We start from the raw sequence: 15,800 nt of genomic DNA, 5'->3' as shown, positions 1-15,800 counted from the left end.
ATCTCGTTTCCTGCTTCAATCTATTTGCAAATGACATTCCGTTGCGGGAATAGCTCAGTTGGTAGAGCACGACCTTGCCAAGGTCGGGGTCGCGAGTTCGAGTCTCGTTTCCCGCTCCAAATTATTTGCAAGTGACAATCTGTTGCGGGAATAGCTCAGTTGGTAGAGCACGACCTTGCCAAGGTCGGGGTCGCGAGTTCGAGTCTCGTTTCCCGCTCCAATACGTTTTGCCGGAGTAGCCAGGTTGGTAGAGCATGATCCGTGTTTGCCAAGGCTGGGGTAGCGAGTTTGAATCTCGTTTCCTGCTCCAAAGAGTTTTACTAGATATGTGTAAGTGATATTCCGTTGCGGGAATAGCTCAGTTGGTAGAGCACGACCTTGCCAAGGTCGGGGTCGCGAGTTCGAGTCTCGTTTCCCGCTCCAATCACTTGCAAATGACATTCTGTTGCGGGAATAGCTCAGTTGGTAGAGCACGACCTTGCCAAGGTCGGGGTCGCGAGTTCGAGTCTCGTTTCCCGCTCCAATCTCTCTCCTCGAAGTACATCCATCCAATATCTCAAAACACTCACTGCCACATCCAGTTGGTAGAGCATGATCCGCGCCTTGCCAAGGCTGGGGTCGCGAGTTCGAGTCTCGCTTCCTGCTCCAATCTCTCTCCTTGAAGTACATCCATCCAATATCTCAAGACACTCACACCAATCCTTATCTCTTCGTGGTTTCATTATCTATTTGAATTACCCGTCACATCGCGCTGCGATGCTTTGTCGTATCTGGCGTTTACTCAGGGCGTATCTACCGCCTCTTGCAAGCAGGGAGGATATGGGGGCTCACACGGTGGGTTGAACGGGGCAAGTGGTTGTGACCGAAGAGGGCAAATTGCGGGCAAAAAAAGAGGAGGGGCCTTGGCTCCTCCTGCATATTCACTGGCGTGGCTTAGAGCAGGGTAACGTTCTCAGCCTGAGGACCTTTTTGGCCCTGAGTCACAGTGAACTGGACTTTCTGACCTTCAGCCAGGGTTTTGAAACCAGTGCTCTGGATGGAGGAGAAGTGAACGAAAACGTCCGGTCCTTGGGATTGCTCGATAAAGCCAAAACCCTTGGTTTCGTTGAACCATTTTACCTGGCCGGTGCGAATGTCAGACATGTGCTAAATCCTATCAATTACGAAATGAAACTAAGCCCGAGGTGGGCTGCATTTGCCTTGCAAGCAGGGGTTGGCTCATGACTGACCACGTCTCTTTGTCCCAGTAGCACGTAGAACAATCCCCGTTTAAAGCACAAACGATTGTACGTTAGCGCAGATCCTTGTCAATTTGCCCCCTTTCGTTTTTCGAACAAGCTAAAAATATTGTGAAGTCAGTAGCTTATTTGAAGGCAATTGACCAAAAAAACGGGAGGCCAGCGCCTCCCGTGTTGTTATTCCTTGAGGGCGAACCCTTCGCCCTGCCGGTCGTAGCGGTAGACCGCCTGACCATAGGAGCGGATCTCTACCCGCTGGATGCGGCGGGTGTCGTCCACCAGGATGAAGATGGCGCGGCCCGATTGCAGGCGGGTCAATGGCCGATCTGGCCCCTCGATGGCGATCAGGCGGCTCAGCTCCGCACCCGGCAACTCGAATTTGCGCCAGATGGAGTAGAGGGTCTCGCCAGCCTTCACCTCGTGTTGCAGCCAGGTACCGTTGACCTTCTCCTCGACCACGGGTTTGGCTGCCGCAGAGGTAGCGTTACCGGCAGTCAGTGCTTGCGCCGGTACCGCCAGCGGCACATCAAGCGAACCGGATGGGGCCGCTTGGGGGGCGGTCGGGGCCGGCTCCCAGGCCAGCACCAGCAACCAGAGCGGGATCAGGATCAGCAGACCTATGGTGTTTTTGCGCGGCAGCGGGCTGGACAGCTTGAATTTGCCTGCTTTGGCATCCTGGCGACGTTGGCCCAGGCTGCTCATCCCTTGGCCAAAACGTTGGCGCAGGGACAGAGTCACGGCATTGATGCGATGGAGCAGGGATCCTTGAGATTCGTCTTGGCGACGCAGCTGGGCTCGTCTGTTATGGCCTCGTGGGCGACGGTCCGGGGTGGGCACGGCATTTACCTCTCACTACATTGCCTGCCATCAGGCAAATTCGTTGCCTATGGTAAACGTACTCGCCCCCGAGGGGGAGAGTACCGGAGAGGAAAATTATCAGCTGAGACGAAATTGTCCCAATAATTGCTGCAATTGATCGGCTGCCTGACGCAATGCCTGACTGGCTTTGGCCGTATCGGTTGCATCCTGAGCAATGTCGTTGGCCAGAGCATTGGTTTTTGACAGGTTGCCGGAGACAGTCTCGGAGACCGAGCTCTGCTCTTCGGCAGCAGAGGCGATCTGATAGGTCATGTCGTTGATAGTGGCAATGGCCTTGTAGATGGTGCCCAGCGCCTCTTCCGCCAGATCCGCTTCGCCTACCGCCTGATGGGTCAGCTGCTGGCTGTGGGTGATGGTGTTGACCGCATTGGCGGAGCTCAAGCGAATTTTTTCGATCAGCTCCTGGGTATTTTGTACTGCTTGCTGGGTGTTACCCGCCAGTTTGCGCACCTCGTCAGCGACCACTGCAAAGCCGCGCCCCTGTTCGCCAGCACGCGCTGCCTCGATGGCCGCGTTGAGCGCCAGCAGGTTGGTCTGGTCGGCAATCCCCTGAATGACGGTGAGGATGCTGGTGATCTGGGTGCTGTCATGGGCCAGCCCTTCGACCACTTCGGCCCCTTTACCGGCTTCTGCTGCTACCTTGTGCATCGACTGGATCACCTGCTGGAAGCGCGCCTTACCCTGTTCGGCCGCACTTTGGGCCTGTTTGGCCGAGTCGGCGGTGTTGTTGGCATGGGTCGCCACCTCCTGACTGACGTAGGACATCTCCTGCACGGCGGTTAGCATCTGCTCCATCTCTGCCTGGTGATGCTGCAGGTTATTGTCGGTTTGACCGGCGATGCGGTCGGTATCGCTGGCGTGGCGGTTCACCTCGCTGGCGGTGTTCAGCACCTCCCCGAGCAGCCCCTGCAGCTTGTCGATAAAGCGGTTGATCCCTTTGGCCAGATCCCCCAGCTCGTCCACCGAGCGGGTGGTGAGGCGTTTGGTGAGATCTCCCTCGCCATCGGCGATGTCATCCACCAGGCTGACCATCTGACGGATGGGGCCTGTGATGCTGCGGGCGATCACCAGCATGGTGGCCAGTGCCAGCACCAGCACGATAACGGCGCCGACCAATTGCTGGGTCATGGCTGCCTGGTTCATGTCGCTCAGCTGGCTCTCCAGTTGATCGGCTCCCGCCAGTACCACCTTGTAGGGCAGGGTGACGATGATGGCCCAGTTACGGCTCATCCCCGGCACCATGATGGGCACCGAGATGCGGAACGACTCGTCCAGCTCCTGACGCTGCACTTCCGGTTTAAGGTACTGCTGCCACTGGTTGCCAAGCACCTTCTCTGCGCTACTGCCGAGCAGGCTGGCATCGCCGCTGGTGCCGGTGATGACGCCGGCGGCGCTGACGATCAGGGTCTCGCCCTTGCCGTCATAGATGTTGCTGTTGAGGGACTGGGCCTGACGGCTGATGGAGTCCACCGCCAAGTCCAGCGCGGCGATCCCCTTAAACTGACCGCCCACCAGAATGGGGGTGGTGATGGTGCTCACCAGCACCTGTTGACCGTTGATATCCACCTTGAAGGGATCAATAAGGCAGGATTGCCCTTCCCGTTTCGGGCAGGAGTAGTAGTCATTGGCGGGATTGCCGAATTGGTCCGGATCAGTTTTTTCGATGGAGAGCAGCAGGTCGGTGCCGATTTGATCCTTGTCGCGATAGAAGTAGGGGACGAAGCGACCCTTGCCGTCACTGCCGAGTGCATTCTGGCCGGCGAAGGTGGCATCCTGACCGTCGAAGCCGTTTGGTTCGAAGCCAGCAAAGGCGCCGTACAGCTGGGGTTCCAGCGCCAGCTGCGCCTTGAGCAGATCGATAGCCTGCTGGCGATCCAGTGGCAGCTTACCCTGTTGCTGCAACGCGAGGGCGCTGGCCATCTGCTGGGTATAGGAGAGCCCTTTTTGCAACAATTGGGTGATGGTGGCGGCCTCGGCGCGGGCGTTGGCGCTCACTTTTTGCCATGCCTCCTGCTGCAGCGCTGCGCGGCTGGAGCTGATGGTTATCTTTTGGGTCTGTTGGCCGGAGTATTGATTGAGCAGGATCAGGATGACCAGGGCTGCGGTCATGGCGATCCCCGCCATCACTAGAATGCGATTCTGGATAGAACGAAATTGCATCGTCTCTTCCTTGTGCGTGAGATGTGTGGTGAGCGTTATTTGGGTATCGGCTGAAGGAGGCAGCTCTCCAGCGCGATGCATAGCAAATCTGAAACAGCACTTCTGTTTTGCGATCCCCTTCAAATATCAGACGGTAAGCGAGCGGAGCACACATTTAATCCCGCTACTTTGGCCCACAACGGCTTCATGGTTTTCCCATCCGCGATGGTCGGTGCTAAAATGCGACGGTTTTTTCTAACGAATTGGCCCAAGGCCCTCTACACAAGGCTTAAAGATGAAAGTCAAAACCCGTTTTGCTCCCAGCCCGACCGGCTTTTTGCATGTCGGCGGTGCCCGTACCGCACTCTATTCCTGGTTGTTTGCAAAGAGCCAGGGCGGTGAGTTCGTGCTGCGTATTGAGGATACTGACCTGGAACGTTCCACTCAGGAGGCGATCGACGCCATTATTGAGGGAATGGGCTGGTTGGAGCTGAACTGGGATGAGGGCCCCTACTACCAGACCAAGCGTTTCGACCGTTATAACGCCTTGATTGACGAGATGCTGGCCGATGGCCGCGCCTACAAGTGCTACTGCTCCCGCGAGCGGCTTGACGAATTGCGCGAAGGCCAGATGGCCAATGGCGAGAAGCCCCGTTATGACGGTAAGTGCCGCGATCACGCTCACGACCATCCGGCCGATGCGCCGCACGTTATTCGCTTCCGCAACCCGACTGAAGGCTCCGTGGTGTTCGATGACCACGTCCGTGGCCGTATCGAGTTCGCCAACACCGAACTGGACGATCTGATCATCCGCCGTACCGATGGCGCCCCGACCTACAACTTCTGCGTAGTGGTCGATGACTGGGATATGGAGATCACCCACGTGGTGCGTGGCGAAGACCACATCAACAACACCCCGCGCCAGATCAACATCTACAAGGCGTTGAACGCACCGGTACCGGAGTTTGCTCACGTCTCCATGATCCTGGGCGACGACGGTGCCAAGCTCTCCAAGCGCCACGGTGCAGTCTCCGTGATGCAGTATCGCGATGACGGCTACCTGCCGGAAGCGCTGCTGAACTATCTGGTGCGTCTGGGCTGGTCCCACGGCGATCAGGAGATCTTCACCCTGGATGAGATGATCAAGCTGTTCAGCCTGGATGCCATCTCCAAGTCCGCCTCTGCCTTCAATACCGACAAGCTGCTGTGGCTCAACAACCACTACATGCGCACTCTGGATCCAGCCCGCGTTGCCACCTTCCTGGCATGGCACATGGAAAACCAGCAGATTGACACCCGCAATGGCCCGACCTTGCCAGAAGTGGTGACTCTGCTGGCCGAGCGCTGCAATACGCTCGTTGAGATGGCTGCCCAGAGCCGCTATCTGTTCGAAGAGTACGAAGCCATTGACGAAGCCGCTGCCAAGAAGCACCTGCGTGGCGTCGCGGCCGAGCCGCTGGCGCTGGCCAAGGCCAAGCTGGCTGCACTGGATAGCTGGACCACCGAAGCGCTGCACGAGCTGATTGAAGCCACTGCCGCTGAACTGGGTCAGGGCATGGGCAAGGTTGGCATGCCGCTGCGTGTTGCCGTGACCGGTCTGGGCCAGTCACCGGGTATCGACGCCGTGATGGCGCTGGTGGGTAAAGAGCGGGTGCTTGCTCGTATCGACCGTGCGCTGGCCTATATTGAAGCGCGCATGGCTGCTGAGTAAGCACTGCCGATGTGGCAGGCGAGGGGATAACCCGGCTCTGCCATTCGCCGAATAGAAAAAATCCGAAACCACTGGTTTCGGATTTTTTTATGGCTGCGATTTGCCCTCCTATTGGGGCTCGGCGGCTGTGATGCCCGGTCAGTGAGCGCTGTCAGATGAGCTTGAAGGAGTGTATCTGGCTGTCGAGCTCCTTGCTGTGCTGCTCGACCAGTTCCGAGGCTTCCTGCAGTTCACGGAAAACCACCACGGATCCTTCCGCGATCTGTTTGACCTGCTCCAGATTGCCGCGCATCTCTTCGGCGACCGCGATCTGCTGTTCGGAGGCGGTGGCGATATGGCGATTCATGTCGGCCACCCCCAGTACCCGCTCCACTATGGTAGCGAGCTGGGTGCCTGCCTGTGTCACCTGTTCCACCCCCTTGTCGGCCTGGCGCACGCTCTGAGCCATCAGCTCGGCGGCCTGACCGGCATTGCCCTGCAACTGTTCGATCATCTTCTGGATCTCGACAGTGGCGGCCTGAGCCCGGTTGGCCAGTTCGCGTACCTCGGAGGCGACCACCGCAAAGCCGCGACCCGCCTCCCCGGCGCGGGCCGCTTCGATGGCGGCGTTAAGGGCCAGCAGGTTGGTCTGTTCGGAAATACTGCGAATGGTGTCGACCACAGAGCCGATCTGCTCGACCCCCTGTTCTACCTGATTAACCACGCTCGCCGAGCGTTGGATGTTGCCAGAAAGGGTGTCGATGGTGCTGACGGTATCGGCGACGCAGCGGCTGCCTTCGTGTGCCAACTGGCTGGTTTCTGCGGTGGCACGGGAGGCCTGATCCGCATGGGCTGCAACCTCGCGAATGGCGCCCACCATCTGGCTCATGGCACTGGCCAGTTGCTCAATCTGGGTGAACTCTTCGCTGATCGCTTCGTGGGCTTCTTCCATGCAGAGGGTCACCTGGGAGGCGATGTCGTTGAGCTCCTTGCAGGCGATACGCTGGTTGCCGAATACCTCTTTGAGGTTCTCTTGCGAGTGGGAGACCGCCTTGGCGATGTCACCGAACTCGTCGCGGGACTTGAGCAACACCTTGTGGCTGAGATCCCGCTTGGCAAAGCGCTCCAGCAGGCCGACCAGATAGTTCACCTGTTTGACCATCAGCCGGGAGCCGGTGAGCAGCAGGATCACGAACAGCAACCCCATGATGGCTGTCTCCATCAAACCGGTCCAGAGCAGGCGATTGGAGATGGCGTCCGCTTTGGCAGGATCCAGCCCTTCGGCGAGCAGGGTCATCTCGAGATTGTTGGCATCAAACCAGAGTTTGGTCAGTAGCATCAGGGTACTGAACACCATCAGCAGCACCACTTTGGGTACCAGACGGATGTTGCTCATTCGCTTTTCCAGCAGGTTCAACTGCATTATCATTCTCCTTTTAAAATCTGCTTATCCTTTCCCGTCAGGGCTATCGGCATTATCTGCTTTTTTATTAATCCGTAATGTATTCAACATTGGAAAATGTATGCGAAGTCACTTAACTCATCTGCGGGCGATGGATCTGCTGATGGCATTTTTGTCTATTGTGTCGGTATTGCTGGTGACGGCCCGCTGGTGGGGGCACCAGAGTGTCACCCCGCAGACCTTGCAGCTCTTCTATGACATCGACAGCCTGATCTGCTACTTCTTCCTCGCTCACTTTGCCTATGGCTGGGTACGGGCCAGCGACAAGTGGGCATTCTTCAGGGCCAACTGGATCTATCTGCCGGGCAGTCTGCCGATGGCGGAGCAACTGCGTTGGGCGCGGTTGATCCAGTTGTGGCGGGTCTATCAGCTGATCCGCGAAAACCCGGATATCTGGGGCATGTTCCGCCGCGAGCGCAACGAGACCACCATATCTGGCATCCTGTTCCTGTTCTTCCTGCTGCTCGGGGTGGGGTCCGGCGTCATGTACTGGATTGAGTCTGGCCAGCCTGGCAGTCAGATTGAGACCCCTTACGATGCCTTCTGGTGGACGCTGGTGACCCTCTCTACCGTGGGATATGGCGATCTGGTCCCCAAGACCGAGCAGGGGCGTTTCGTTGCCAGCCTGCTGATCCTGTTCGGGGTCGGTCTGTTCGGTGCCATCAGCGGTTTTATGGCCAGTTTGTTCTTGCAGCCCAACAAGGGGGATGGCGAGACCGACAAGTGGCGCCATCACTACAACAGCCAGCAGGAGCAGCTGTTGCAGGAGATCCGCGCCCTGCGCAGCGAGGTGCGGGAGCTGAAAAACAAGTAAGGCTGCGGGCGGGCAAGTTGCGAGCTGACTCGCAACTCTGCGCGCTTTATTCGGGGGCAGGTGCTTTTTCTTTGCTTGTCCTTTAACCTGCAGGCGGCTTAACATTCAACCTCTTGTCCAAACCTGAAAAAGAGAACCGATCGACCATGCGCGCCCTTCTCGGGATTTTGATCTGCTTGTGTGCCCAACAGGCACTGGCCGATACCCGTTATGTTTCAGACAACATTTTTACCTTCATCCACAACGGTCCGGGCACCCAGTACCGGATCCTTGGCAGCATCAAAGCTGGTGAACCGCTGGAGGTAAAAGCGGTGAACAGCGAGGCCGGTTTCACCCAGGTGGTGGACAGTCGTGGTCGCGAGGGATGGATCAAAAACAGCGAACTGCAGAGCCAGATCAGCCTGCGTGAGCGGCTGCCCCAGGTGGAAAAAGAGCGCGATGAGCTCAAAGACCGCCTGCAGAATCTCAACGGTGACAACGAGAAACGCTTCACCGAGAAGGATGGCCAGCTTGCTGCCCAGAGCAAGGAGATTGCCGCCCTCAAGGCTCAGCTGGTCAGCCAGGGGGAGGAGCTTGGCAATCTCAAAGAGCAGAATGACGCTTTGACCCAGAGCTACGACAACCAGGAGCATGACATGCAGATGGACTGGTTTATTCGTGGTGGTGCCATGGTGGGGGCGGGGATCCTGCTCGGCATCCTGTTGCCGATGCTGCCCCGTCGTCGCAGCCGCGGCGATCGCTGGATGAATTGACCACACTGGTCTGAATAAACTGAAGGGTCGCCGTGGCGGCCCTTCTTTTTTATCTGCATTTTTGCTGGCACCGGTTGCTGTCGCCAGCGCCCGGATAGCGGAAAGCAACGGCACAAGATCGTATACAAACTGATGCCAGTTGACCCTCTTCATAGTCGGAAAAGGGACTCGTAGAGGGAGAATGAGGCAGAATTAGCGATCTTTGTTAAAGAGTGGCAACAAATTCATTTCATATAGGGTGCAACATTGTATACATTATCGGCGTTTCGGCGGCGCGTCCGCCTTTGTCGATATCAGCCTTCGGGCGTACAGGAAGACCCCCTATGTTCAAAGCGACTCACGTGCTTGCTGCTGACTACATTCCCTCTGATTTGACCGCCCTGCGCGAAGCCATCACCCAGAACTATGTGGTGGATGAAAATGCCTATCTGGCCGAACTGTCGGCCATGCTGGCGGTGGATGGTGCCGCGCTGGAGCAGGTGACCCAGCGTGCCCGCATGCTGGTGACCAAGGTGCGCAAAGAGAGCGGCTCCGGTGACGGTATCGACGCCTTCCTGCAGGAGTACAGCCTCGATACTCAGGAGGGGATCATCCTGATGTGTCTGGCCGAGGCGCTGCTGCGCATTCCCGATGCCGAGACCGCCGATGCCCTGATCAAGGACAAGCTCTCCGGCGCCAACTGGTCATCCCATTTCCGCAAGAGCGACTCCACCCTGGTCAACGCCTCCACCTGGGGCTTGATGCTGACCGGCAAGATCATCAAGCTCGACAAGAAGCTCGATGGCAACCCGGCCAACCTGCTGGGGCGCATGGTCAACAAGCTGGGGGAGCCGGTGGTGCGCTCCGCCATGTACGCTGCCATGAAGATCATGGGCAAGCAGTTCGTGCTGGGTCGCGACATGAAGGAGGCGCTCAAGGCGAGCCGCAAATCCCGCGAGCTGGGCTACACCCACACCTACGACATGCTGGGTGAGTCGGCGCTGACTTTGCAGGATGCCGACAAGTATCTGACCGATTACCGCAACGCCATCGAGGCGGTGGGCAACGAGCGGATCAGCGACGGCGGCCCGGCCCCCTCCATCTCCATCAAGCTCTCGGCGCTGCATCCGCGCTATGACGTGGCCAACCGCGAACGGGTGCTCGGCGAGATGTGCGAGCGACTGGTGGGGCTGGTGCGGCTGGCCCGCGACAAGGATGTGGCCATCAGCATCGATGCCGAGGAGATGGACAGACTCGAGCTCTCTCTCGATCTGTTCGAGCAGCTCTACCGCTCCGACGCCAACCGTGGCTGGGGCAAGCTAGGCATGGTGGTGCAGGCCTACTCCAAACGCGCGTTGCCGGTGCTGTGCTGGCTCACCGCGCTGGCCCGCGAGCAGGGTGATCTTATTCCGGTGCGACTGGTAAAAGGTGCCTATTGGGACAGCGAGCTGAAATATGCCCAGCAGGCGGGCTTGCCCGGCTACCCGCTGTTTACCCGCAAGGCGGGCACCGATATCTCTTACCTCGCCTGCGCCCGCTACCTGCTGAGCGAGCCAACCTGCGGCTTTATCGCCCCCCAGTTCGCCACCCACAACGCCAATACCGTGGTCAGCATTCTGGAGATGGCCGGCGATCGCCAGTTTGAATTCCAGCGCCTGCATGGCATGGGGGAGGAGCTGCACAACGCCGTGTTGAATGACAATCCCGGCCTGCACTGCCGCATCTATGCGCCGGTCGGTGCCCACAAGGACTTGCTGCCCTATCTGGTGCGCCGCCTGCTGGAGAACGGGGCCAACACCTCCTTCGTTCACAAGCTGGTGGACCCCAACACCCCGGTGGATTCACTGGCCGAGCACCCGCTGCGCACCCTCAAGCGCTACTCCGGCTTTGCCAACGACCGCATTCCACAGCCGGTGAACCTGTTCAGCGACCGCAAGAACTCCAGCGGCGTCAACATGAACATCCTCTCCATCCAGCGTCCCTTCTTCGCCCGCTTGCAAGAGCTGGAGAGCAAGCAGTGGCTGGCGGGCCCCATCGTCGATGGCGAGACCCTCAAGCGCAGTGAAGCCCGCGTGGTGCTGAGCCCGCAGGATGTGAGCCTGACTGTCGGCAAGATCCACTGGGCTGACGAGCAGGCGGTGGAGCAGGCCTTGGCCTCCGCCCACGCCGCCTTCCCGCGCTGGCGCGCAACCCCGGTGAGCGAGCGTGCCGCTGCGCTGGAGAAGCTGGCGGATCTGCTGGAAGCCAACCGCGAGCAGTTCGTCTCCCTCTGTACCCGCGAGGCGGGCAAGCTGCTACAAGATGGCATCGACGAAGTGCGCGAGGCGGTGGATTTTTGCCGCTACTACGCGGTGCAGGCCCGCAGTCTGATGGGGCAGGCGACTCTGCTGCCCGGTTACACCGGCGAGCAGAACGAGCTGTTCCTGCAGGGGCGCGGGGTGTTTGTCTGCATCAGCCCGTGGAACTTCCCGCTGGCGATTTTCCTCGGCCAGGTTGCGGCGGCGCTGGCCACCGGCAACACCGTCATCGCCAAACCGGCGGAGCAGACCGGCCTTATCGCCCATCTGGCGGTGACCCTGGCGCATCAGGCTGGTATTCCGGGCGATGTGCTGCAACTGCTGCCCGGTGACGGCGCCACCGTGGGGGCCAAGCTGACGGCGGATCCGCGCATCGGCGGCGTCTGCTTCACCGGCTCCACCGAGACCGCCAAGCTGATCAACATGACCCTGGCCCAGCGCGATGGCGCCATCCTGCCGCTCATCGCCGAGACCGGCGGCCAGAACGCCATGATCGTCGACTCTACCGCCCTGCCAGAGCAGGTGGTACGCGATGTGGTGAGCGCCGCCTTCCAGAGCGCCGGTCAGCGCTGCTCGGCCCTGCGGGTGCTCTATCTGCAGGAGGAGATAGCCCCGCGGGTGCTGGAGATCCTCACCGGCGCCATGCAGGAGCTCAAAGTCGGCAATCCGGCCGAACACAACACCGACGTCGGCCCGGTGATCGATGCCGATGCCAAGCTGGGTCTGGATGCCCATCTGGCCCGGATGATCCCGCGCGCTCGGCTGATTGCCCAAGCGCCGATGCCCGCCGCGACAATGGAAGGGCACTTCGTCCAGCCGACCGCACTGGAGATTGGCTCCATCCGCGAGCTGGTGAAGGAGCAATTCGGCCCGATCCTGCACGTGGTGCGCTACGCCATCCGGGATCTGGACAAGGTGATCGCGGATATCAACGGCACCGGCTACGGCCTGACGCTGGGGATTCACAGCCGTAACGAATCCCACGCCGAGGAGCTGGCGAGCCGCATCAATGTGGGCAACGTCTACATCAACCGCAACCAGATCGGCGCCATGGTCGGGGTGCAGCCGTTCGGCGGCCAGGGGCTCTCCGGCACCGGTCCCAAGGCAGGTGGCCCCCACTACTTAAGCCGCTTCGTCACCGAGAAGACCCGCACCATCAACACCGCGGCGGTGGGTGGCAACGCCTCCCTGCTGGCGATGGGCGATGCCTGATCCGCGTCGATAGAGGCCGGATAGTGGATGCCGGATAACAGCGGGCCGCCTTAGGGCGGCCTCTTTATTTGGGCTATCCGTTTTTTACGAAGAGGACAATCGGCCACGGCGGGGTCGTCAGCGACCTGTGCTGGTCGTAAGATGGGGCCATTCGCGCGGCGGCTGCCCCTTGGTGGGCCCGCCGTGGCCAGGGTTTTGTTTAACTGGACTTTGTGTAATTGGACTTAAGCGAGAGTGATTATCTGATGTCATTAACCGAACAAGCCCGCTGGTTCGTGCTAGGGGGCGATCATCTGCTACTGCTCGATCAGCAGGGAGAGGTGCCACAGGGAAGTAAAGCGTGCCTGCCCGCAGCGCTGGCTGATGCCCATTTCGAGCTGTTCGACGAGTGGCAGGGGCTGCCCTGCTATCTGCTGGATCTGGGGGATGAGGCCGACACGACTATGATGGCCCCCCTGCGCCAGCTGATGGTGGCGGGGGACGAAGAGGGCTTTCGGCTCGCGGGTCGCGCCTGGCAGCTAGCCACCTTCCGCCGTACCCACAGTTTCTGCGGCGAGTGTGGCGCCCCCATGACCCCGAAGGCGGGGGAGTGGGCGCAGGTGTGCCACCATGGCCACACGGCCTATCCGCGCATTTCACCCTGCATTATCGTGGCGGTGCGCAAGGGGGCCGAGATCCTGCTGGCTGCCCATCGCCGTCACTATCAGGCCGACGATCCCATGTATACCGTGCTGGCCGGCTTTGTGGAGGCGGGGGAGAATCTTGAGCAGTGCGTGGCACGGGAGGTGTTCGAGGAGAGCGGCATCCGGGTGCGCAATGTGCGCTACGTGGCGAGCCAGCCCTGGCCCTTCCCCCATAGCCTGATGATGGGCTTTACCGCCGACTACCAGAGCGGCGAGATCAGGGTGCAGGATGACGAACTGGTGGCCGCTGCTTTCTTCACCGCCGAACAGTTGCCGCGCTTGCCGCCCCACGGCACTATCGCCCGGCGACTGATCGCACTGTCGCTGGCAGGCGAGGGGTAGGGGCGCTGATCTTTTCGCCACTTTTTTGCACTTCTTTTTACAAACAGGGGTGCTCGGGTTTGCGCCCCTTCACATCTTTGCAACCGCGCGCCCATTTGCCACGTTTGGGGCAGTCCGCTTGGTCGGGCAAAGTGGTATTATGGCCGCCATTTTATGCGTGATACGAACTCAGGAACTGGGATGAAAGAGCTGAAGAACGATCGATACCTGCGCGCCCTGCTGCGCCAGGACGTGGATATGACCCCGGTATGGATGATGCGCCAGGCTGGCCGTTATCTGCCGGAATACAAGGCGACTCGTGCCCAGGCGGGGGATTTCATGTCCCTGTGCCGCAACGCCGAACTGGCCTGTGAAGTCACCCTGCAGCCCCTGCGCCGCTACCCGCTCGATGCCGCCATCCTCTTCTCCGACATCCTCACCGTGCCCGATGCCATGGGGCTGGGTCTCTACTTCGAGCAGGGTGAAGGCCCGCGCTTCGAGCGCCCGATCACCTCCATGGCTGACGTGCAGGCGCTGCCGATCCCGGATCCGGAAGATGAGCTGGGCTACGTGATGAACGCGGTGCGCACCATCCGCCGCGAGCTGAAGGGCGAAGTGCCGCTGATTGGCTTTTCCGGCAGTCCATGGACCCTGGCCACCTACATGGTGGAGGGGGGCAGCTCCAAGGCGTTCACCAAGATCAAGCAGATGATGTATGCCGAGCCGCAAACCCTGCATCTGTTGCTCTACAAGCTGGCCGACAGCGTCATCAGCTACCTCAACGCCCAGATCATGGCGGGTGCCCAATCCGTCATGGTGTTCGACACCTGGGGCGGCGTGCTCACCCCGCGCGATTACCGCGACTTCTCCCTGCAGTACATGCACAAGATTGTCGATGGCCTGATCCGCGAGCACGATGGTCGTCGCGTGCCGGTCACCCTATTCACCAAGAACGGTGGTCAGTGGCTGGAGCAGATCGCCGCCACCGGTTGCGATGCGCTGGGGCTGGACTGGACCATCGACATTGCCGATGCCAAGCGCCGGGTCGGTGACAAGGTGGCGCTGCAGGGCAACATGGATCCCTCCATGCTCTACGCCAATCCGGCACGGATCCGTGAAGAGGTTGCCTCCATTCTGGCCGGTTTCGGTCAGGGCAACGGCCACGTCTTCAACCTGGGTCACGGCATCCATCAGGATGTGAACCCGGAGCATGCCGGCGTGTTCGTCAACGCGGTGCACGAGTTCTCTGCTCAGTACCACGGCCGCTAAGGCTGGGTGAGCGAAGAGAGAGTGATTGATATCCGGGGCCACAAGGCCCCGTTTTACATTTAAAAAGGCGCCGCGACGAAAAGAGCGTGGCACCCGCGCAGGAGGCAAGATGAGCAGCAAATCACTGGATTGGGGTATCGATCTTGGCGGTACCAAGTGTGAATGCGTGGTGCTGGATGGCGACGAGGTGCTGTTGCGCCACCGCATTCCCACCGAGCGGGCTGGTGGTTATGACCACATGATCGGCCAGATCGCCAAGCTGGTGGCACAGTGCGTCGAGAAGGTTGGCCAGCGCCCGACCGTTATCGGCATGGGCACCCCGGGGGCGCGGGATCCGCAAACCGGCCTGATGAAGAACTGCAACACCACCGAGCTCAACGGCAAGCCGTTCAAGGAAGATCTGGAGCGCAAGCTGGGCGTGCCGGTACTGATTGCCAACGACGCCAACTGCTTCGCGCTGGCAGAAACCCACCTCGGCGCAGTGCGTCAGCACCATCCCGATGCGAAAGTGGTGTTCGGCATCATCATGGGCACCGGGGTTGGCTCCGGTATCGTCATCAACGGCCAGATCCTCAACGGCCACCACGGCATCGCCGGTGAGTGGGGTCACAATGTGCTCTCCCCCGATGGTCCCGAGTGCTACTGCGGCAGGCGTGGCTGCGTCGAGACCCTGATCAGCGGCCCGGCGCTGGAGGCCTGGTACGAGGCCAAGGCCAAGCGTCGCCTCTCGCTCGCTCAAATAGCGGCCGCCACCGCTCACGATCATGTGGCCAAGCTCACCATCGACCGGCTGCACCTGCTGTTTGGTCAGGCGCTGGCCAACGTGGTCAACATTCTCGACCCGGACGTGATCGTCATCGGCGGCGGGGTGGGTAACGTACAGAGCCTTTACAGCGTGGGACGGCAGACAATTTTGCCCTTCCTCTTTAATCCCCGCTTCACAACCCCCATTATTGCTCCTGCCCTTGGTGACAGTGCCGGGGTATTCGGGGCGGCGTTGCTGGCCCGCGGTGAATTCAAGGAGGCCCTGCTGTCGTAGCCGGGGCCCCCGGGCGGCCAGTGTGC

General features: G+C 60.0%; 11 protein-coding genes and 4 tRNA genes. 11 read left to right on the top strand and 4 right to left on the bottom strand.

Annotated features, from left to right (window positions below):
* The first annotated feature begins 43 nt into the window (after positions 1-43).
* The 4 genes from CF137_RS00825 (at position 44) to CF137_RS00810 (ending at position 523) form a co-directional block, all read left to right on the top strand.
* Positions 44-119: transfer RNA gene (locus CF137_RS00825), tRNA-Gly, on the top strand.
* 25 nt (positions 120-144) lie between these two features.
* Positions 145-220 (top strand) — tRNA-Gly (locus CF137_RS00820).
* 127 nt (positions 221-347) lie between these two features.
* Positions 348-423, top strand: a tRNA-Gly gene (locus CF137_RS00815).
* 24 nt (positions 424-447) lie between these two features.
* Positions 448-523 (top strand) — tRNA-Gly (locus CF137_RS00810).
* 410 nt (positions 524-933) lie between these two features.
* On the opposite strand, the gene CF137_RS00805 is transcribed toward CF137_RS00810, so the two are convergent.
* From CF137_RS00805 to CF137_RS00795, 3 genes are all read right to left on the bottom strand, one after another.
* Positions 934-1,143: a cold-shock protein gene (locus CF137_RS00805; protein ID WP_005317918.1), complete on the bottom strand. Its 210-nt coding sequence runs from the start codon at positions 1,141-1,143 to the stop codon at positions 934-936.
* Between the two features lie 272 nt (positions 1,144-1,415).
* Complete coding sequence (locus CF137_RS00800) at positions 1,416-2,075, bottom strand: LysM-like peptidoglycan-binding domain-containing protein (protein WP_139717246.1); 660 nt, start codon at positions 2,073-2,075, stop codon at positions 1,416-1,418.
* 99 nt (positions 2,076-2,174) lie between these two features.
* Complete coding sequence (locus tag CF137_RS00795; protein ID WP_162515780.1) at positions 2,175-4,277, bottom strand: methyl-accepting chemotaxis protein; 2,103 nt, start codon at positions 4,275-4,277, stop codon at positions 2,175-2,177.
* Positions 4,278-4,551: 274 nt separating this feature from the next.
* Between CF137_RS00795 and gltX the strand changes: the two genes are divergently transcribed.
* Positions 4,552-5,967 carry a glutamate--tRNA ligase gene (gltX, locus tag CF137_RS00790; RefSeq protein ID WP_068977804.1) on the top strand — a complete coding sequence of 472 codons (1,416 nt, stop codon included), beginning with the start codon at positions 4,552-4,554 and terminating at the stop codon, positions 5,965-5,967.
* A gap of 151 nt (positions 5,968-6,118) precedes the next feature.
* Here the strand turns inward: gltX and CF137_RS00785 are convergent, their stop codons facing one another.
* On the bottom strand, positions 6,119-7,369 hold the full coding sequence (locus CF137_RS00785) for a methyl-accepting chemotaxis protein (protein WP_139717242.1): 1,251 nt from the start codon (positions 7,367-7,369) through the stop codon (positions 6,119-6,121).
* Between the two features lie 100 nt (positions 7,370-7,469).
* On the opposite strand from CF137_RS00785, the gene CF137_RS00780 reads away from it, so the two are divergent.
* The 6 genes from CF137_RS00780 to CF137_RS00755 all read left to right on the top strand — a co-directional run bounded on the left by CF137_RS00780 (position 7,470) and on the right by CF137_RS00755 (position 15,774).
* Positions 7,470-8,222: a potassium channel family protein gene (locus tag CF137_RS00780; protein WP_162515779.1), complete on the top strand. Its 753-nt coding sequence runs from the start codon at positions 7,470-7,472 to the stop codon at positions 8,220-8,222.
* Positions 8,223-8,368: 146 nt separating this feature from the next.
* Complete coding sequence (locus CF137_RS00775; protein WP_101323797.1) at positions 8,369-8,974, top strand: TIGR04211 family SH3 domain-containing protein; 606 nt, start codon at positions 8,369-8,371, stop codon at positions 8,972-8,974.
* 323 nt (positions 8,975-9,297) lie between these two features.
* Complete coding sequence (gene putA, locus CF137_RS00770) at positions 9,298-12,462, top strand: bifunctional proline dehydrogenase/L-glutamate gamma-semialdehyde dehydrogenase PutA (protein ID WP_139717239.1); 3,165 nt, start codon at positions 9,298-9,300, stop codon at positions 12,460-12,462.
* A gap of 245 nt (positions 12,463-12,707) precedes the next feature.
* Positions 12,708-13,487, top strand: coding sequence for an NAD(+) diphosphatase (gene nudC, locus CF137_RS00765; protein ID WP_139717237.1), 780 nt, complete (start codon positions 12,708-12,710; stop codon positions 13,485-13,487).
* Positions 13,488-13,667: 180 nt separating this feature from the next.
* On the top strand, positions 13,668-14,735 hold the full coding sequence (gene hemE / locus CF137_RS00760) for a uroporphyrinogen decarboxylase (protein WP_139717235.1): 1,068 nt from the start codon (positions 13,668-13,670) through the stop codon (positions 14,733-14,735).
* Positions 14,736-14,844: 109 nt separating this feature from the next.
* Complete coding sequence (locus tag CF137_RS00755) at positions 14,845-15,774, top strand: ROK family protein (RefSeq protein ID WP_139717233.1); 930 nt, start codon at positions 14,845-14,847, stop codon at positions 15,772-15,774.
* Positions 15,775-15,800 lie beyond the last annotated feature (26 nt).

Source organism: Aeromonas sobria, from assembly GCF_006243315.1.
Taxonomy (GTDB): Bacteria; Pseudomonadota; Gammaproteobacteria; order Enterobacterales; family Aeromonadaceae; genus Aeromonas; species Aeromonas sobria_A.
The sequence above is the reverse complement of the archived record's forward strand: the minus strand, read 5'-3'. Positions and strand labels throughout refer to the sequence as shown.

What these genes read in the sequence shown, in the direction of transcription:
- CF137_RS00805 (WP_005317918.1), bottom strand. Translation starts at nt 1,143, where the DNA reads ATGTCTGACATTCGCACCGGCCAGGTAAAATGGTTCAACGAAACCAAG.
- CF137_RS00795 (WP_162515780.1), bottom strand. Translation starts at nt 4,277, where the DNA reads ATGCAATTTCGTTCTATCCAGAATCGCATTCTAGTGATGGCGGGGATC.
- gltX (WP_068977804.1), top strand. Translation starts at nt 4,552, where the DNA reads ATGAAAGTCAAAACCCGTTTTGCTCCCAGCCCGACCGGCTTTTTGCAT.
- CF137_RS00785 (WP_139717242.1), bottom strand. Translation starts at nt 7,369, where the DNA reads ATGCAGTTGAACCTGCTGGAAAAGCGAATGAGCAACATCCGTCTGGTA.
- CF137_RS00780 (WP_162515779.1), top strand. Translation starts at nt 7,470, where the DNA reads ATGCGAAGTCACTTAACTCATCTGCGGGCGATGGATCTGCTGATGGCA.
- CF137_RS00775 (WP_101323797.1), top strand. Translation starts at nt 8,369, where the DNA reads ATGCGCGCCCTTCTCGGGATTTTGATCTGCTTGTGTGCCCAACAGGCA.
- putA (WP_139717239.1), top strand. Translation starts at nt 9,298, where the DNA reads ATGTTCAAAGCGACTCACGTGCTTGCTGCTGACTACATTCCCTCTGAT.
- nudC (WP_139717237.1), top strand. Translation starts at nt 12,708, where the DNA reads ATGTCATTAACCGAACAAGCCCGCTGGTTCGTGCTAGGGGGCGATCAT.
- hemE (WP_139717235.1), top strand. Translation starts at nt 13,668, where the DNA reads ATGAAAGAGCTGAAGAACGATCGATACCTGCGCGCCCTGCTGCGCCAG.
- CF137_RS00755 (WP_139717233.1), top strand. Translation starts at nt 14,845, where the DNA reads ATGAGCAGCAAATCACTGGATTGGGGTATCGATCTTGGCGGTACCAAG.